Raw genomic sequence first — 15,778 nt, forward strand, 5'->3', positions numbered from 1 at the left:
CGGTCATGGATGAAAGAGAAGTCGATCACCGCATCGATCTTGCGAAGCAGATGATCTTTCGGGACCAGTTGATCGAGTGTCACCATCTCGAGCGCGGTCTGTTCAGCGGCTGGTTTCTTCAACATGACCCAGAGAATCACAAACCCCCCGGCATAGCCAGGGGTTTGTCAGCAGGCTGGGGCCGGGATTTTCCCGGCCTTTTCATTTTTGGATGCGCCCTCGCCCTCCTCATTCTGAGGAAGCGTCCTGAGCTTGTCGAAGGCCGCTGTCTCGAAGGATCAGGAGGGAAGCACAGCCTCGTCCTTCGACACGGTGCTACGCACCGGCTCAGGATGAGGGGCGCGCGCAGGCCGCAGGAGCGGAAATATCTGAAGCTTAGAAGTCGATTGTCCGCCCCTTGATCTCCCAATCGCCGAAGCGCGCCGGGTCCTTGCCGCCGCGCCCGCCGATTTCACGCGGAGCCTTGGCACTGGTTTCGGCAGCACGGCGTTCTTCCGCTTCCTTGAGGGCGCGCTGGGCAGCCGGAGGCAGATCGTCAAACTTGCGCGGCGCAGCGTTCTCGTCGATGTCGGTTTCGTCGCGTTTATCGGTCATCCGCTGAAGTCCTATTATTGAAGCGCAGGCTTTTGATACCCATCATATAGGCAGGAATAGGTGGGACGCAAAACCCTGTTTGAGATAAACTCTCGCTGAATTGGAGATCACGACGCATGAATATGACGAAAACTGCCATGCTGATTGCTCTCATGACAGTCATGTTCATGAGCATCGGCTATTTGCTGGGCGGCGGCGGCGGCATGATGATCGCGCTCGTCTTCGCTATCGGCATGAATCTGTTCGGCTACTGGAATTCCGACAAGATGGTGCTGCGCATGTACAATGCGCAGCAGGTGGATGAGCGCACCGCCCCGGATTACTACCGCATGGTGAGCGGCCTTGCCGCCAATGCCGGTCTGCCGATGCCGAAGGTATTCATCATCCACGAGGACCAGCCCAACGCCTTTGCCACCGGGCGCAATCCCGAAAATGCGGCTGTCGCCGCCACCACGGGTCTTCTCCAGCGCCTGACACCGGAAGAAGTCGCGGGCGTGATGGCGCATGAGCTGGCGCATGTGCAAAACCGCGATACGCTCACCATGACCATCGTGGCGACGCTGGCCGGTGCCATTTCGATGCTCGGCAATTTCGCCTTTTTCCTCGGCGGCAACCGCGAAAACGGCAATGGTGTCATTGGTGTTATCGGCACCATTCTGGCGATGATCGTCGCGCCCTTTGCCGCGATGATCGTTCAGATGGCCGTGAGCCGTACCCGCGAATATGCCGCCGACAAACGTGGCGCAGAAATCTGCGGCAACCCGCTATGGCTGTCTTCGGCGCTTAACAAGATCGCCCGCAGCGCCAAGGCGACCGTCAATGAAAATGCCGAACACAACCCGGCAACGGCGCATATGTTCATCATCAATCCGCTGAGCGGACGGGGTGCCGACAATCTTTTCTCAACCCATCCGGACACCGACAATCGCATCGCGGCGCTTGAACAATTGGCCGGAGAAATGGGCATTCGCTCAACCGGAATGGCTCCCCGCGCTGCTGCCCCGTCACAAAACAGTGGTCCCTGGGGCCAAAGAAGTGGTAATGCAGGCGATAACAACAGTGGCGGTTCCGGTTATCGGGGGCCATGGTCCTGAAAATCATCTCATAAAAGCAGAATAGCGTGAACGATAAGAAGCCCGCGCCAAAGCGCGGAAACAACAAGCCATCGGTGCAGAACAACGCGGTGGAACGCCCCGGCTTGAGCGCGCGTCAATGTGCGGCGCGCCTGCTGGGTGCGGTGATCGAAAAGAACACCTCGCTGGACGGTCTCACCGACAACAGCCATGGCCATCCGCAATATCTGGCACTGGAACCGCGTGATCGCGCGCTGGTACGTGCGATTCTGGGTGCAAGCCTGCGCAATCGCGGTGCCATCGAACGGGCCATTTCAAAACGTCTCGACCGCCCGCTGCCGGAAAATGCCGTTGCGCTGAAGCATTTGCTGCATGTCGCCGTGGCGCAGATTTTCTATCTCAACCTTCCCGACCATTCGGCGGTGGATCTGGCGGTGGAAGCCGCCAATGCCGATCCGCGCAATCGCAAATATGCCGGTCTGGTCAACGCATTGCTGCGTCGCCTGTCGCGCAACAAGGAACGCGCGCTGGCACACACGTTGCTACCGGAAGGCAACGTGCCCGAATGGTTCGCCAAGAGCATCGTCGATGCTTACGGCGCGGAAAAAGCTGCGGCCATCTTCGCCATGCATGCCTATGAGCCGCCAATCGATTTCACCGTGAAGAGCGACCCGGAGCTATGGGCCGAAAAACTGGGCGGCATTGCGCTGCCGAACGGTTCTGTCCGTGTGCAGACGGTGGAGGGTGCGCTGACCGACCTTCCGGGCTTCGCCGAGGGTGACTGGTGGGTGCAGGACGTGGCGGCAAGCCTGCCTGCACGCCTGATGGGCGATATCAATGGAAAACGCGTCGCTGATCTTTGCGCGGCACCGGGCGGCAAGACAGCCCAACTCGTGCAGCAAGGTGCAGACGTCACGGCGCTCGACATGTCCGAGAATCGGCTGAAGCGCTTGCGCGGTAATCTGGAACGGCTTGGTTACGAGGCGAAGACCGTTGCGACCAATCTGATGGATTTTGCGCCGGAAGAGCTTTTCGACGCAGTTCTGCTCGATGCGCCCTGCTCTTCCACCGGTACGGTGCGCCGTCATCCCGACGTTCCGTGGACCAAGACGCCACAGGATATCACCAAGCTTGCCGATCTTCAGGGCAAGCTGCTGGCCCATGCTGCAACCTTGGTAAAGCCCGGCGGCGTGATCGTCTTTTCCAATTGCTCGCTGCATCCGCTCGAAGGCGAGGAAATGGCGCGCAAGGCGGCAGAAAATCCGCTGCTGGAGCCTTTCCCGATCACCGTGGACGATTGCGCCGGTCTGGAAGGTCTGATCACCAGCGAAGGCTATCTTCGTTCCACGCCAGCCGATCTTCCGCCCGAGCGTTTCAACGGCGATCCGCATAGGGCGGGCATGGACGGTTTCTTCGCAGCACGCTTCAAGCGGCGCGCGTAAGCCAAACTAAATCGTAAAAATTGTCATAACGGGGTGCGATACCCGTTATGGTTAACGCTCGATTCATCATTCTATAGAATTGTAAAGAAGGCTGGAATTCTGATCCGGCCTAAAGGATTTGAGCATTTCCAGCAAAAGTGCGAAGCGGTTTTGCGTTGGATAATGCGTAGGCACAATGACAAAAGATACGGAGAAAGACCGGGTGGCAGTCGCGCTGAGCGAAACCCCTCACCTTTGGGGACTGGCCGTTGCACAGGCGTGGCGCAAGTTCAGCCGCCGCCTGCGTATGGGGCCGCTTTACAGCTGGCGCTTCACCGGCTTTACGCCCGACCGTATCCTGATTGCACCGCCCGATCTGCGCGTCGCCGACCCGCAGCTGGCGCAGGAATTCTATCACGGGCGCTTCGCGCTGGCAGGTCGCCTTGTCGAAACCGGCGGGCTTTCGCCATTTGCCGTTGAGCCGCCGACCCCCGAATGGGAAGCAGCGCTTCAGAGCTTCGGCTGGCTGCGCCATTTAAAAAGCGCCAACAGCGAACTGGCGACCGCCAATGCGCGGGCGCTGGTCGATGACTGGATGCGCATGTTCGGCAAGCGCATCGGCGGTCTCGCATGGGCGCCAGAAGTGACAGCACAGCGCATCATCGCCTGGTTGCAGCATTCCAACCTGATCCTCTCCGGCGCAGAAATGCCGGCCTATCGCAAATTCATGCGGTCTCTCGCCATGCAGGTCCGCTACTTGCGCACCGTTGCGGGCGCGATGGACGACGGCGAAGAGCGTCTGCGCGCGCGTATCGCGCTCGCTTTCGCCGCCCTTGCATTGCCGGTCTCACCGCCGACTGCCCGCGCCGCCCGACGCAATCTCGAATATGAACTGAAGCGCCAGATTTTGCCCGATGGCGGGCATATTTCGCGCAATCCGGTAACCGTTCTGGAGCTGCTGGCCGATCTTCTGCCGCTGCGCCAGACCTATGCCAATGGCACGGAATCGCCACCCAAGGCCCTGATCGAGGCGGTTGAGCGTATGCTGCCCGCATTGCGCTTCTTCCGTCATCAGGATGGCAGCCTCGCGCTGTTCAATGGCGTGGGCCCGACCATGCCGGAGCGCATCATCTCGGTACTGCGTCATGACGAAACCGCCGGTTCGCCGCTGACCCACGCGCCCTATTCCGGCTATGAACGTCTTTCCATGGGATCGACGACCATCATCGCCGATACCGGCCTGCCGCCGCCGGTCACTGCCTCGCGGGATGCCCATGCGGGCTGCCTTGCCTTTGAAATGTCCTCTGGACGCCAGCGCTATATCGTCAATTCCGGCATCGACCGTTTCGGCCCGCCGGAATTTCGTCCATTGGGACGCTCCACGGCTGCCCATTCGACAGCGACCATCAACGACACATCGTCGTGCCGGTTCAGCCTCAACGCTGGCCTCTCCAACATGATCGGTACGCCGATCATTGCCGGACCGACGCGCGTACAGCGTGACCGCATCGAAGAAATGGGGCGACAAGGTTTTGTTGCGAGCCATGACGGCTATGCGCGCCTGTTCGGCATTTATCATGAGCGCCGTCTTGTGCTGTCACACAATGGCAGTGTCATTCAGGGGGCAGACCGTTTTTATCGTGGCGACGGACGACCGCTGAAAGCCAATGGACGCGACAATATTGCGGTGCGGTTCCACCTGCACCCGTCGGTCGATATTTCCTATGATGAGAACGGCCTGATCGTCCTGTCTGCCGACCGGGACGACACCTGGGTGTTCTCCTGTTTCGAAGTCGCGCCGCAACTGGAAGACACGATCTTCTTCGCTGGGTTCCGCGGGCCTGTCACATCCAAGCAGATCGTGCTGTCCTTCCCGGCCTCCGAATTGCCGGAGGTCAACTGGCAGTTCAGCCGCGTGGCGCTCGGAAGCTACGTCTAACGCTTTTACACGTTCACGGATGCGGCGCTGGGAAACCGTGCCGCTCTGTCAGCGCGGCCAGAATTTTGTGTGGATCGGCAATCAGCGAACGCCCCAGATAGGTGCCCGTTTCCAGCGGCGAGCGGTCGCCGTCCTTCAAGATCAGCAATGGAAGTGACTGGTTTTCCTCACCCGCAAGCTGGATCACCTTCTCACGTGGCCGGGAAAATGCGACGCGCTCGATCTTCAGATCACCACCGAGCGACGGAAAAGACGCCAGAACACCCTCAATCAGCGCGCAGTGCCAGCAATAGAATTCCTGTCCGGGATAGGCCGGATCTTTGAAACCCGGGGTCAAAAGAAACAACGAATCTTGGGTCATTTTGCTTTGGCCTCAAAGCGAATGGATTTACAAATCACTGTTACATCATTCCATAGCAGTTCTTCACCAAGCCGTCTTCAAAAGTGAGTAACCGTCGCGGAACCGGATGCATCGCATGCCGTTCCGGTTTAAGGCGGTCCTCAACAACAGGAGTTTATCCCATGGGCGAAAAGATCAATCAGCGCATCGTGCTTGCATCGCGTCCAGACGGACGCCCCACGGCGGAAAACTTCCGGCTGGAAGAAACGGCAGTTCCGAGCGCTGGCGAAGGCGAAGTGCTTCTGAAGCTGCGCTATCTTTCGCTCGACCCCTATATGCGCGGTCGCATGAGCGCTGCCAAATCCTATGCCGCCCCGGTGGAAATCGGTTCCGTCATGGAAGGCGGCACGGTGGGCGAAGTGGTGGAAAGCCGCAGCGCGGGCTTCGCGCCCGGTGACTTCGTCTTGTCTCATTCCGGCTGGCAAAGCTATGCGGTGGCCAATGCCTCCACCTTGCGCAAACTTGACCCTGAACAGGCACCGCTCACCACCGCCCTTGGCGTTCTCGGCATGCCGGGCTTCACCGCCTATTCCGGGCTCTTGACCATCGGCCAACCCAAGGAAGGCGAAACGGTGGTCGTTGCGGCAGCGACAGGTCCTGTCGGTTCTGCGGTCGGTCAGATCGCCAAACTGAAAGGCGCGCGGGCCATTGGCATTGCCGGCGGCGCAGATAAATGCAAGGCGCTGATTGACGAATTCGGTTTTGATGTTGCGGTTGACCATCGCAGCCCAAATTTCGCACAGGAATTGGCGCTGGCCTGCCCGGACGGCATCGACGTCTATTTCGAAAATGTCGGTGGCAAGGTCTTTGCAGCAGTTTTCCCACTTCTCAACCAGTTTGCCCGTGTGCCGGTCTGCGGGCTTATCGCGCAGTATAACCAGAGCGGCCCATTCGACGGTCCCGACCGCCTGCCGCTTGTGATGCGTGATATCCTGTCCAAGAGCCTGACCATTCGCGGTTTCATCCAGCGCGACTTTGCCGATCAGCGCCCCGCTTTTTATCACGATATGGCGAAATGGATCGCCGACGGGCAAATCCGCTATCGCGAAGACATTGTGGAGGGGCTCGAAAACGCGCCAAAGGCCTTCATTTCGATGCTCGACGGCGGCAATTTTGGCAAGCTTGTCGTCAAGCTCACATAGAATGCAACTATTCCGCTTGCAGAACATCATTTCGGGCACGATGCTATGCCGGGTTTCGGATATGAGTCACTTCGGCAAGGCAGGCAGATCATGGGTGAACGCCAGCAGGCTGGCATAGGCGAGGACGCCGGCGGTCCGGGACGCGAGCGCCAGGAAGAAGCGCGCCGTATTCTGGAGCGGCTGGAACGCGAGCAAACCGGCGCGGAAGGTATCGTCCGCCGTGGTTTTGCCCGTACCGCCATGCACCTTGCCGCCGGGGACGCACCGGAAAACGACCGCATCGAACTCTGGGCCACCCGCATCGGGCGGACGCTGGGCCTTCTCATCACGCTGGCGATCATCGTCTGGCTCGTCTTTTATCTCATGCAAAGCTAGGTCTAACATGACGCTTTCTGCGCCTTCGGACGCGACAACCGTTATTGTCATTTCAAGCCATGTCGTGCGCGGTTCGGTGGGTAACCGGGCAGCCGTCTTCGCATTGGAAACGCTGGGCTTTCCGGTCTGGGCTGTGCCAACGGTTGTCCTGCCCTGGCATCCCGGCCATGGTCCTGCCGGACGCATCGTGCCACCGCCCGAAGAGTTTTCCCGCCTGATGCAGGATCTCCAGCGCGCCCCGTGGCTGGGCGAAGTCGGCGCAATCCTGACCGGCTATCTGGGTCACCCGGAACAGGCGGCAGCTGTCGCTGAGCTGGTCAAAGGCGTCAAGGCGCGCAACCCGAACGCCGTCTATCTCTGCGATCCGGTCATCGGCGATGAAAAGGGCCTCTATGTGCCCGAGGCAACCGCCATCGGCATTCGCGACAAGCTTATGCCGCTTGCCGATATCGCCACGCCCAACCGGTTTGAACTGTCCTGGCTGACCGGCGTGCCGCTCGAAGACAATAAATCACTGATGGAAGCTGCCCTGGACGCTGGCCCGGCAACTATGCTGGTCACCTCCGCCTTCCCGCTGATGGCGGGCAGCATCGGCAATATCTTGCTGACGCCGACCATGGCGCTGATGGCGGAACATCGGCGCGTGGACGGTCCGACCAATGGTCTCGGCGATCTCACCTCGGCGGTGTTTCTTGCGCGCCGCCTTTCAGGATTGTCGGAAGAAAAGACCCTGCAAAGCACCACCGCCGCCGTTTTCGAAATCATGGCGCGGTCAGCAAAACGCGGCGCCGACGAACTGATGCTGGAAGCCGATGCCTCCAGCCTTGCCTCGCCGATGGCCATGGTGCAGACGCGCCGTCTTGTGCACCCGACCAAGGGATTGCGCGCCTGATACGATAAGTGGCACTACTTACACCCTATGCCAAAGGCCAATTAGAGTTATTAATTGGCCTTTGTTCAGATGAGCATGATATTTTAAGCGCTAAATTGAAGTAAGCCTAAAGCCTCCACAATCGAACCAAATTATCTGCTCATAAAATCTTCAATAATAAAAGTATTCTCATTAGTAATATTAACGTCATCCGGGACAAATATAAGTTTTTCTATATCCGTCTTTGGTGCTTTCATGTAATATTTTAACCCATCATCTGTTATAGATATATTGTAGTATACATCAGTTGGATTGAAGAGAGTAAAATTTGTTTTACCGAAAACGGCCTGCTCGGACCCGATGGCACCACACGAAGATGAATCTTCTAACAGTTTAATACTCTTAGCTAGAAAAACATCTACACTTTGCCCCCCATCAATGTCCTTATGGTAAATCTCGTATACACCATTCTCGCTAGAGCCGGATAAAAACCAAGCGCTTTTCTCCTTGTCGCAATAAGGCGTCATACGTATATTCCAGTAATGTTGCCCTGGAATTAAACCATCTACTGTGACATAATGACCAGTACGATAATTCATTATAGATACTTTTCTATCCATTTTACTATCCTAAATTTAAAAATTTTCACCCTATATAAAAATCTTTTAGATCAAATAATACTGTTAACTTTACCAATACATGCATAAAATAAAGGAGCAGCTTGCCTATGACGCACTACCCGCCTCCTATGCTAGGCACAAGGTCTGCGAATGACGATATGGGCCTGATCATTTTGATTGATCTCGGTTTTCGTTAGGGATATTGGAACGCTATGGCTGATCTTCCGGACACACTCCTCTCAGGTTACAGAACCTTCATGACGGAGCATTTCGCACGGGAAACCGCGCGCTATCGCGAACTGGCGGAAAAAGGACAATCACCGGAAACTCTGGTTATTGCCTGCTGCGATTCCCGCGCTGCTCCCGAAACAATCTTCAACTCTGCGCCGGGCGAAATGTTTGTCCTGCGCAATGTTGCCAATCTCATTCCCCCTTACGAGCCTGACGGCGAGTTTCATGCGGCATCGGCTGCGCTGGAATTTGCGGTGCAAAGCCTCAAGGTCAAGCACATCGTCGTCATGGGCCATGGACGCTGCGGCGGCATCAAGGCTGCGCTCGATACGGAAAGCGCGCCCCTGTCGCCCGGTGATTTCATCGGCAAGTGGATGAGCCTGATTGCACCTGCGGCTGAAGCCGTCAGCGGCAACAGCCTGATGACGCCGACCGAGCGTCAGACGGCGCTGGAGCGCATTTCCATCCGCTACTCTATCAATAATCTGCGCACGTTCCCCTGCGTCGATATCCTGGAGAAGAAGGGCAAGCTCACCTTGCACGGCGCATGGTTCGATATTTCAACCGGCGAGCTTTGGGTCATGGACCAGCAGAGCGGCGACTTCAAACGCCCCGAAGCCGGTGAGCCTATTCTGTAATTCCTGCCAGACGGCAATAAAAAGCCCCGGTCCGACCGGGGCTTTTTTGTTTCCAGACCGAGCGGAGCGCTTTGGCAGCGCTCCGTGATTTCTGTTAATTCCCGTCGATGGCCTTGCCCATGACGGCAATGGCGCGCTGGTAAACCTGCGCTGCGTTCCAGCCCTGGATCGCGCCGTAATTCGGCTCACCCGGCTGATAGCCTGCACCACGGCTCCAGCCGTGACCGACCAGGAAGTTGGCAGTCGAGTGGAGAGCATCCGCCTTGTTCTTCAGGTCGAAATGGGCGCTGCCCGAACCGCTGACGCCGTATTTCAGGACGTTTGCCGGCATGAACTGCGTCTGGCCGATTTCACCATGCATGGCGCCAACTGCCTGCGGGCTGAGATCGCCCTGATCGACCAGCTTGAGAGCCGCATAAAGCTGACCGGTGAAATATTCGGTGCGGCGGCAGTCATAGGCCAGCGTTGCAACGGCTGAAATCGTGTGCTGCTTGCCCAGATAGTTGCCGAAGCCGGTTTCCATACCCCAGATCGCGATCAACGGACCGGCAGGAACGCCATAACGCTTTTCGATATTGGCGAAGAGAGCGGCGTTCTGCGCTTTCATGGCCTTGCCGCGCTTGATGATCGTATCCGCGCCGCGCTTCTTCATGAAGTCTTCAAAGGAGAGCTTGAAGCTCTTCTGGTTGCGGTCGGCATTGATGGTGGCCTGCGCATATTTGGTGTTGGCCAGCGCGCTGAGGCCCGCCTTGCCAACGCCGCGCGACGGCGCTTCCTTCAGGGTCTGCTGCAGCCACGCATTGTAGCCGGCAGCATTGTTGCCGCATTGTGCGGCTTCAGCCGCGCCTGCACCCGCAAACATGCCTGCTGCAAGAACTGTCGCCGCCCAAATCCGGCCCTTGGCAGTCAACGCCATTCTTCTCTCCTTGTGAAGTGATCAGCTGTGAACTGTTTAGCGAAATTGATTCGCCTTATGCGGGAATTTGCCATTACCACACTGTATTGTCATCGGCGGATATGCGCTAAATTGGGTGAAAGAACGGCAATTTGACCGAGTTTTGCTTGACATTCGGCTCTTCGACGCCTAATCCACCCCTCAATCTATCCGCGATCTTCAGAACGCGAGCCACCGACCGGGACCCATTATGGTATAAAACGATCCCGGAGGTCCACATCCGACAGCGCGATGCGCCCTCGGGTGCTGTATCACTTTGGGTGCTTCTTGAACTGGCAGACACGCGGGACGATCTATCCCGGATGAAGCCTCCCGCCTATTCCCGGATATAAGGAAACGCGATGTTTGAATCACTTCAGGAGCGTCTTGGCTCCATTCTGAACGGCCTCACCGGACGCGGCGCTCTCTCCGAAAGCGACGTGACGGCGGCGCTGCGCGAAGTGCGTCGTGCGCTCATCGAAGCCGACGTTTCGCTGGAAGTGGTTCGCTCCTTCACCGACCGCGTTCGTGAGAAGGCCGTCGGCGCTGAAATCCTGAAGAGCATCAAGCCCGGTCAGATGGTCGTCAAGATCGTCCATGACGAGCTTATCGAGATGCTCGGCACCGAAGGCGTTTCCATCGATCTCAACGCACCGGCACCGGTCGTCATCATGATGGTCGGCTTGCAGGGTTCGGGTAAGACGACCACCACCGGCAAGATCGCCAAGCGCCTCACCGAACGCCAGCGCAAGAAAGTGCTGATGGCGTCGCTCGATACGCGCCGTCCAGCAGCGCAGGAGCAGCTTCGTCAGCTGGGCATCCAGACCAGCGTCGACACGCTGCCGATCATCGCCGGTCAGTCGCCGGTCGAAATAGCCAGGCGCGCCGTTCAGGCTGCAAAGCTCGGCGCCCATGACGTCGTCATTCTCGACACCGCAGGCCGCACGCATATCGACGAGCCACTGATGGTGGAAATGGCGGATATCCGCAAGGCCGCCAATCCGCATGAAATCCTGCTCGTCGCCGACAGCCTGACCGGTCAGGATGCCGTCAATCTGGCGCGCAATTTCGATGAACGCGTCGGCATCACCGGTATCGTTCTGACCCGTATGGACGGTGACGGTCGCGGCGGCGCAGCGCTTTCGATGCGCGCCATCACCGGCAAGCCGATCAAGCTGATCGCCACCGGCGAAAAAATGGATGCGCTTGAGGAATTCTATCCGAAGCGCATCGCAGACCGTATTCTCGGCATGGGCGACATTGTTTCGCTCGTCGAAAAAGCTGCTGAAAACATCGACGCGGAAAAAGCCGCTGCGATGGCCAAGAAAATGCAGTCCGGCAAGTTCGATCTCAACGATCTCGCCGACCAGTTGGGCCAGATGAAGAAGCTCGGCGGCATGGGCGGCATCATGGGCATGATGCCCGGCATGGGCAAGATGAAGGATCAGGTTGCTGCAGCCGGTCTCGACGACAAGGTGTTCGACCGCCAGCTTGCCATTATCGGTTCCATGACCAAGGCTGAGCGCGCCAATCCGGACCTCTTGAAGCACAGCCGCAAGCAGCGCATCGCCAAGGGTTCCGGCACCAACGCCGCCGACATTAACAAGCTTCTCAAGATGCACCGCCAGATGGCCGACATGATGAAAGTCATGGGCAAGGGCAAAGGCGGAATGATGAAGCAGATGATGGGCGGTCTTGCCAGCAAGATGGGCCTTGGCGGTCTGGGTGGCGGCATGGGCGGCCTCGGCGGCATGCCGGATCTGTCGAAGATGGACCCGAAGCAGCTTGAGGCGCTTGCCAAGCAGGCGGAAGCAGCCGGTCTGACGAAAGGCGGCGGTTTGCCTGGGCTTTCGGGCGGCGGTCTTCCCGGTTTGGGCGGACCCAAGCTTCCGGGTCTCGGTGGCGGCCTTCCGGGTCTGCCGAAGAAAAAGTGAGCATTATGAGCGACGAACAGAACACTGCACCCGCCGAACTTCTGTCACTGCGCGCCTCCATCGACAATATCGATGCGGCGCTGATCCATATGCTGGCTGAACGCTTCCGCTGCACAAAGGCAGTGGGCGTGCTGAAGGCCGAACGGGGCCTCGCCCCGGCTGACCCGGCTCGCGAAAAGCGTCAGGTCGAGCGTCTTCGCGCTTTGGCTGTCGATGCCCATCTCGACCCCGATTTCGCCGAAAAATTCCTGAACTTCATCGTGAAGGAAGTCATTCGGCATCATGAGCATGCCGCTGCCAACCACAGCGGAAAATAAATAGCCGATAACGGCTCGATCCATTGCCCAGATGGGCAGAACAACCGATAGCCCGTCAGGGCCGAACAATTTGTCTAAAGGAAAGAAAAAATGTCCCTCAAGATTCGTCTCGCCCGCGCTGGCTCCAAGAAGCGTCCTTACTACCACGTCGTTGTTGCCGACGTCCGCAGCCCGCGTGACGGCCGTTTCATCGAAACCGTTGGCGCATGGAACCCGATGCTGGCCAAGGACGCTGAACGCGTAAAGCTCGACGCCGACCGCATCCAGCATTGGATCGCCCAGGGCGCACAGCCGACCGACCGCGTTCTGCGCTTCCTCGACCAGGCTGGCATTGCCAAGCGTCCGGCCCGCAGCAACCCGACCAAGGGTGAGCCGGGCAAGAAGGCTCAGGAGCGTATCGCTCTGGCCAAGCAGGCTGAAGAAGAAGCTGCTGCGAAGGCTGCAGAAGCTGCTGCTGCTGCCGCTGAAGCCGCAGCCGCTCCGGCTGAAGAAGCTGCTGCAAGCGAATAATCTTTCGCGCAGTTTGCATTTTGAGAAAGCGGCGGAGCAATCCGCCGCTTTTCTTTTATGCGCTGGCCTTCATTTGTCCTTGAAGACTTGCCGTAAGGTCCAGTTCCCATATCTGACCGATCAGATCGACACCGAAGGAATGGTGTGGCGCTTCTTCGACAAGCTTAAATCCGGCGCGCTCGTAAAGACGCCGAGCGGCGGTCAGCACACTGTTCGTCCAGAGCGTGAGATGCTCATCACCGACAGCCCGCGCGCGCTCAATGCAGGCGTTGACGAGTTTCGCCCCCACACCTGCGCCCCGCGCATCCGGCTCGACATAGAGCAGGCGCAGCTTGCCAAGTCCGGGCTGACCGCCCTTGACCAGAAAGACTGAACCGACCACGCGACCGTCGAGTTCCGCCACCCAGCCGGCATCATGGGCAGGGTCGAAATTTTCCGTGAAATCCGCAAGAATGCGGGCGACGAGCGCCTCATACTCATTGTTCCAGCCATATTCGCCGGTATAGAGGATGGCTTGGCGATGGATGATCCAGCCGAGATCGCCGGCTTTGAGATCACGCAATTGCACCTGCCCGGTTTGCCCCTCGTCGAAAACGCGCATGATCGCTCCCGCTGCCGTCAGCAGATCGCGGCGGCGGTCGGGCTGTAAGCCATCCAGAAGTTCGCCCACTGCATCACAGGTATTGCGTTCCAGAGCGCTGAACGTCTTGCGGCCAGCTTCGGTCAGCAGAATGGGGCGGCTGCGCCCGCCATCCGGGTGCTGTTCCGTCTCGATCAGTCCGCGCTCGGTGAAGCGCTTCAATGTTCTGCTGAGCTGGCCGCGATCAAGCCCCAACGCCCGCATGATGTCCGCCGCCGTCGGCGCGGTGCGGTTTGCGATCTCGTAGAGAATGCGCGCTTCGGTCAGGGTGAACGGGCTTTTGTCGAGATGCACGTTCAACAGGCCGAGACGACGCGTATAGGCTCGATTGAAGGCGCGCAATGCGCCAATGTCAGCCTGATTGGTCGGTTCCGTCATTGCTGCATACGCCGTGGTTCGGCGCCCCCCCTATGTTGACTCTATCAATATGCAAATTGTTGACTAAGTCAACATATAACCGATGCGCACACGCAGTCTCACCAAACGGGCTGGACGCTGCGCAAAATTACGCTATCTTGTTGATTTGACGGCTCGCATTTTCGTGAATGCGAATATTCGGGCCACGACATCCGTATTCGGGCGCTTGGCAAAGCGTCTTTTTTCAGGAGAAACCCATGTCGGCTGCGACGGTTGCCTCTTCTTTCTCTTTCCGCCGTATTCTCATCGCCCTTGGTCTCACCGTTCTTGTTCCGCTGCTCTCCGCATGCGGTTTCAACACGATCCCGACCAATGAGGAAAAGGCCAAGGCCGCCTGGAGCGAGGTGCAGAACCAGTACCAGCGCCGCGCCGATCTCGTGCCCAATCTGGTCGAGACCGTGAAAGGCTATGCCGCCCACGAAAAGGAAACGCTGCAAGCGGTGATCGATGCGCGCGCCAAGGCGACGCAGGTGCAGATCACGCCGGAAACGCTCAACAATCCTGAACTTTTCAAGCAGTTTCAGGACAATCAGGCCAACCTCACCAGCGCCCTGTCGCGCCTGATGGTGGTGGTCGAGCGCTATCCGGACCTCAAGGCCAACCAGAATTTCCTTGCGCTGCAATCGCAGCTTGAAGGCACGGAAAACCGCATTGCCGTGGCACGCCGCGACTATATAGAGGCGGTTCGCGTCTACAACACCACGCTGCGGACCATGCCGACCATGATCTGGACCTGGATCTGGTATCGCGACGCGCAACCGATGCAGACCTTCAGCGCCGACGCCGGCAGCCAGGCAGCACCGCAAGTCAAGTTTAACTGACGGTCGCTTCCGTGGCGACGGGCGCAGCATTCCGGCATCGGCATCGCGGCCTTCACTGGCCGCGATACCTGTTTGCATGCCTGCTTCTGCTGTTTTCCGCTGTCCTGACCCTGCAACCAACCTCGGCTGCATGGGCGCAGGATACGGCACAGAAGGCCACACCGGCGCTGACCGGCCGTGTGGTGGACAATGCAGGCATCATCGATCCGGCTGAACGGCAGCAACTGACCCAGAAACTGGCGGATTTCGAGGCTAAATCCTCCGATCAGGTGGTGGTGGTGACGGTGCCGAGCCTCAATGGCGAGGACATCGAATCCTATTCAAACCGCCTGTTCCGCAGCTGGGCTCTCGGGCAGAAGCAGGAAAACAACGGCATACTGCTCGTTGTCGCCCCGAACGACCGCAAAGTCCGCATTGAGGTCGGCTACGGGCTTGAAGGCACCATGACCGATGCGCTGTCGAGCGTCATCATCAACGGCGCCATCATTCCAGCCTTCCGCACCGGCGACTATAGTGGCGGCATCGTGCAGGGCGTGGACGGCATTCTCTCCGTTCTCTCCGGCGACGCCGCCGAACTGGAAGCGCGCGCCAAGCGTAATGCGCAAACCAGTAGTAACGATGTAGACTGGGTTGCGGTCATCTTCATCACCTTCTGGTGTCTGATTTTCTTTGGCGGGTTCGGCTTCGCAGTGCTTGCCCCGATCTTCGGACGCAAGCTCGGCCCCGGACGCTATGAATGGCTGGGTATGACGCTGAACACCAATTCAAGCGGCAGTTCCGGCGGTCGCGGCGGCGGCTGGGGTGGTGGCGGTGGTTGGTCATCCGGCGGCGGCGGTGGCGGCTTTGGCGGGGGCGGCGGCTCATCGGGGGGCGGCGGCGCCTCTGGAAGCTGGTAGGGAGA

17 protein-coding genes are annotated in these 15,778 nt (G+C 58.6%); 12 read left to right on the top strand and 5 right to left on the bottom strand.

Annotation, left to right across the window (positions count from 1 at the left end; all coding sequences use genetic code 11):
- Nucleotides 1-375: 375 nt before the first annotated feature.
- Complete coding sequence (locus FIC94_RS20185) at nt 376-594, bottom strand: DUF1674 domain-containing protein (protein WP_140026194.1); 219 nt, start codon at nt 592-594, stop codon at nt 376-378.
- Nucleotides 595-710: 116 nt separating this feature from the next.
- Between FIC94_RS20185 and htpX the strand changes: the two genes are divergently transcribed.
- The 3 genes from htpX (at nt 711) to FIC94_RS20210 (ending at nt 5,027) form a co-directional block, all read left to right on the top strand.
- Nucleotides 711-1,688 carry a zinc metalloprotease HtpX gene (gene htpX / locus FIC94_RS20195; RefSeq protein ID WP_140026195.1) on the top strand — a complete coding sequence of 326 codons (978 nt, stop codon included), beginning with the start codon at nt 711-713 and terminating at the stop codon, nt 1,686-1,688.
- 26 nt (nt 1,689-1,714) lie between these two features.
- A complete protein-coding gene (locus tag FIC94_RS20200; protein WP_140026196.1) occupies nt 1,715-3,109 on the top strand; it encodes an RsmB/NOP family class I SAM-dependent RNA methyltransferase in 1,395 nt (464 codons plus the stop codon).
- A gap of 175 nt (nt 3,110-3,284) precedes the next feature.
- Nucleotides 3,285-5,027 (top strand): heparinase II/III family protein, encoded by a 1,743-nt coding sequence (locus FIC94_RS20210; RefSeq protein WP_140026197.1) that lies wholly within the window; start codon nt 3,285-3,287, stop codon nt 5,025-5,027.
- 13 nt (nt 5,028-5,040) lie between these two features.
- Here FIC94_RS20210 and FIC94_RS20215 read toward each other — a convergent pair whose 3' ends face one another.
- Nucleotides 5,041-5,388: a DUF3088 domain-containing protein gene (locus tag FIC94_RS20215; RefSeq protein ID WP_140026198.1), complete on the bottom strand. Its 348-nt coding sequence runs from the start codon at nt 5,386-5,388 to the stop codon at nt 5,041-5,043.
- A gap of 161 nt (nt 5,389-5,549) precedes the next feature.
- Here FIC94_RS20215 and curA point away from each other — a divergent pair, with 161 nt between their 5' ends.
- From curA to pdxY, 3 genes are all read left to right on the top strand, one after another.
- Nucleotides 5,550-6,569 carry an NADPH-dependent curcumin/dihydrocurcumin reductase gene (curA, locus tag FIC94_RS20220; protein ID WP_121538653.1) on the top strand — a complete coding sequence of 340 codons (1,020 nt, stop codon included), beginning with the start codon at nt 5,550-5,552 and terminating at the stop codon, nt 6,567-6,569.
- A gap of 90 nt (nt 6,570-6,659) precedes the next feature.
- Complete coding sequence (locus FIC94_RS20225) at nt 6,660-6,944, top strand: hypothetical protein (RefSeq protein ID WP_140026199.1); 285 nt, start codon at nt 6,660-6,662, stop codon at nt 6,942-6,944.
- 7 nt (nt 6,945-6,951) lie between these two features.
- Entirely contained in the window at nt 6,952-7,836 is an 885-nt protein-coding gene (gene pdxY / locus FIC94_RS20230) for a pyridoxal kinase PdxY (RefSeq protein ID WP_140026200.1), read from the top strand.
- 131 nt (nt 7,837-7,967) lie between these two features.
- On the opposite strand, the gene FIC94_RS20235 is transcribed toward pdxY, so the two are convergent.
- A complete protein-coding gene (locus tag FIC94_RS20235; protein ID WP_140026201.1) occupies nt 7,968-8,435 on the bottom strand; it encodes a hypothetical protein in 468 nt (155 codons plus the stop codon).
- Nucleotides 8,436-8,647: 212 nt separating this feature from the next.
- On the opposite strand from FIC94_RS20235, the gene FIC94_RS20240 reads away from it, so the two are divergent.
- Nucleotides 8,648-9,304 carry a carbonic anhydrase gene (locus FIC94_RS20240; protein ID WP_109369835.1) on the top strand — a complete coding sequence of 219 codons (657 nt, stop codon included), beginning with the start codon at nt 8,648-8,650 and terminating at the stop codon, nt 9,302-9,304.
- A 94-nt stretch (nt 9,305-9,398) separates the two neighbouring features.
- Here the strand turns inward: FIC94_RS20240 and FIC94_RS20245 are convergent, their stop codons facing one another.
- On the bottom strand, nt 9,399-10,220 hold the full coding sequence (locus tag FIC94_RS20245; RefSeq protein WP_109369836.1) for a lytic murein transglycosylase: 822 nt from the start codon (nt 10,218-10,220) through the stop codon (nt 9,399-9,401).
- Between the two features lie 380 nt (nt 10,221-10,600).
- Between FIC94_RS20245 and ffh the strand changes: the two genes are divergently transcribed.
- The 3 genes from ffh (at nt 10,601) to rpsP (ending at nt 12,999) form a co-directional block, all read left to right on the top strand.
- Nucleotides 10,601-12,172, top strand: a complete 1,572-nt coding sequence (gene ffh / locus FIC94_RS20255) for a signal recognition particle protein (protein ID WP_078339572.1) — start codon at nt 10,601-10,603, stop codon at nt 12,170-12,172.
- Between the two features lie 5 nt (nt 12,173-12,177).
- Entirely contained in the window at nt 12,178-12,489 is a 312-nt protein-coding gene (locus tag FIC94_RS20260; protein WP_078339573.1) for a chorismate mutase, read from the top strand.
- A gap of 90 nt (nt 12,490-12,579) precedes the next feature.
- On the top strand, nt 12,580-12,999 hold the full coding sequence (gene rpsP, locus FIC94_RS20265; protein ID WP_109369837.1) for a 30S ribosomal protein S16: 420 nt from the start codon (nt 12,580-12,582) through the stop codon (nt 12,997-12,999).
- A gap of 55 nt (nt 13,000-13,054) precedes the next feature.
- On the opposite strand, the gene FIC94_RS20270 is transcribed toward rpsP, so the two are convergent.
- Nucleotides 13,055-14,017, bottom strand: a complete 963-nt coding sequence (locus tag FIC94_RS20270; RefSeq protein WP_140026202.1) for a bifunctional helix-turn-helix transcriptional regulator/GNAT family N-acetyltransferase — start codon at nt 14,015-14,017, stop codon at nt 13,055-13,057.
- Nucleotides 14,018-14,253: 236 nt separating this feature from the next.
- Between FIC94_RS20270 and FIC94_RS20275 the strand changes: the two genes are divergently transcribed.
- Nucleotides 14,254-14,877, top strand: a complete 624-nt coding sequence (locus tag FIC94_RS20275; protein WP_140026203.1) for a LemA family protein — start codon at nt 14,254-14,256, stop codon at nt 14,875-14,877.
- 80 nt (nt 14,878-14,957) lie between these two features.
- Nucleotides 14,958-15,773: a TPM domain-containing protein gene (locus FIC94_RS20280; RefSeq protein ID WP_140026230.1), complete on the top strand. Its 816-nt coding sequence runs from the start codon at nt 14,958-14,960 to the stop codon at nt 15,771-15,773.
- Nucleotides 15,774-15,778 lie beyond the last annotated feature (5 nt).

This window comes from Ochrobactrum teleogrylli (assembly GCF_006376685.1).
In the GTDB taxonomy this organism is placed as follows: Bacteria; Pseudomonadota; Alphaproteobacteria; order Rhizobiales; family Rhizobiaceae; genus Brucella; species Brucella teleogrylli.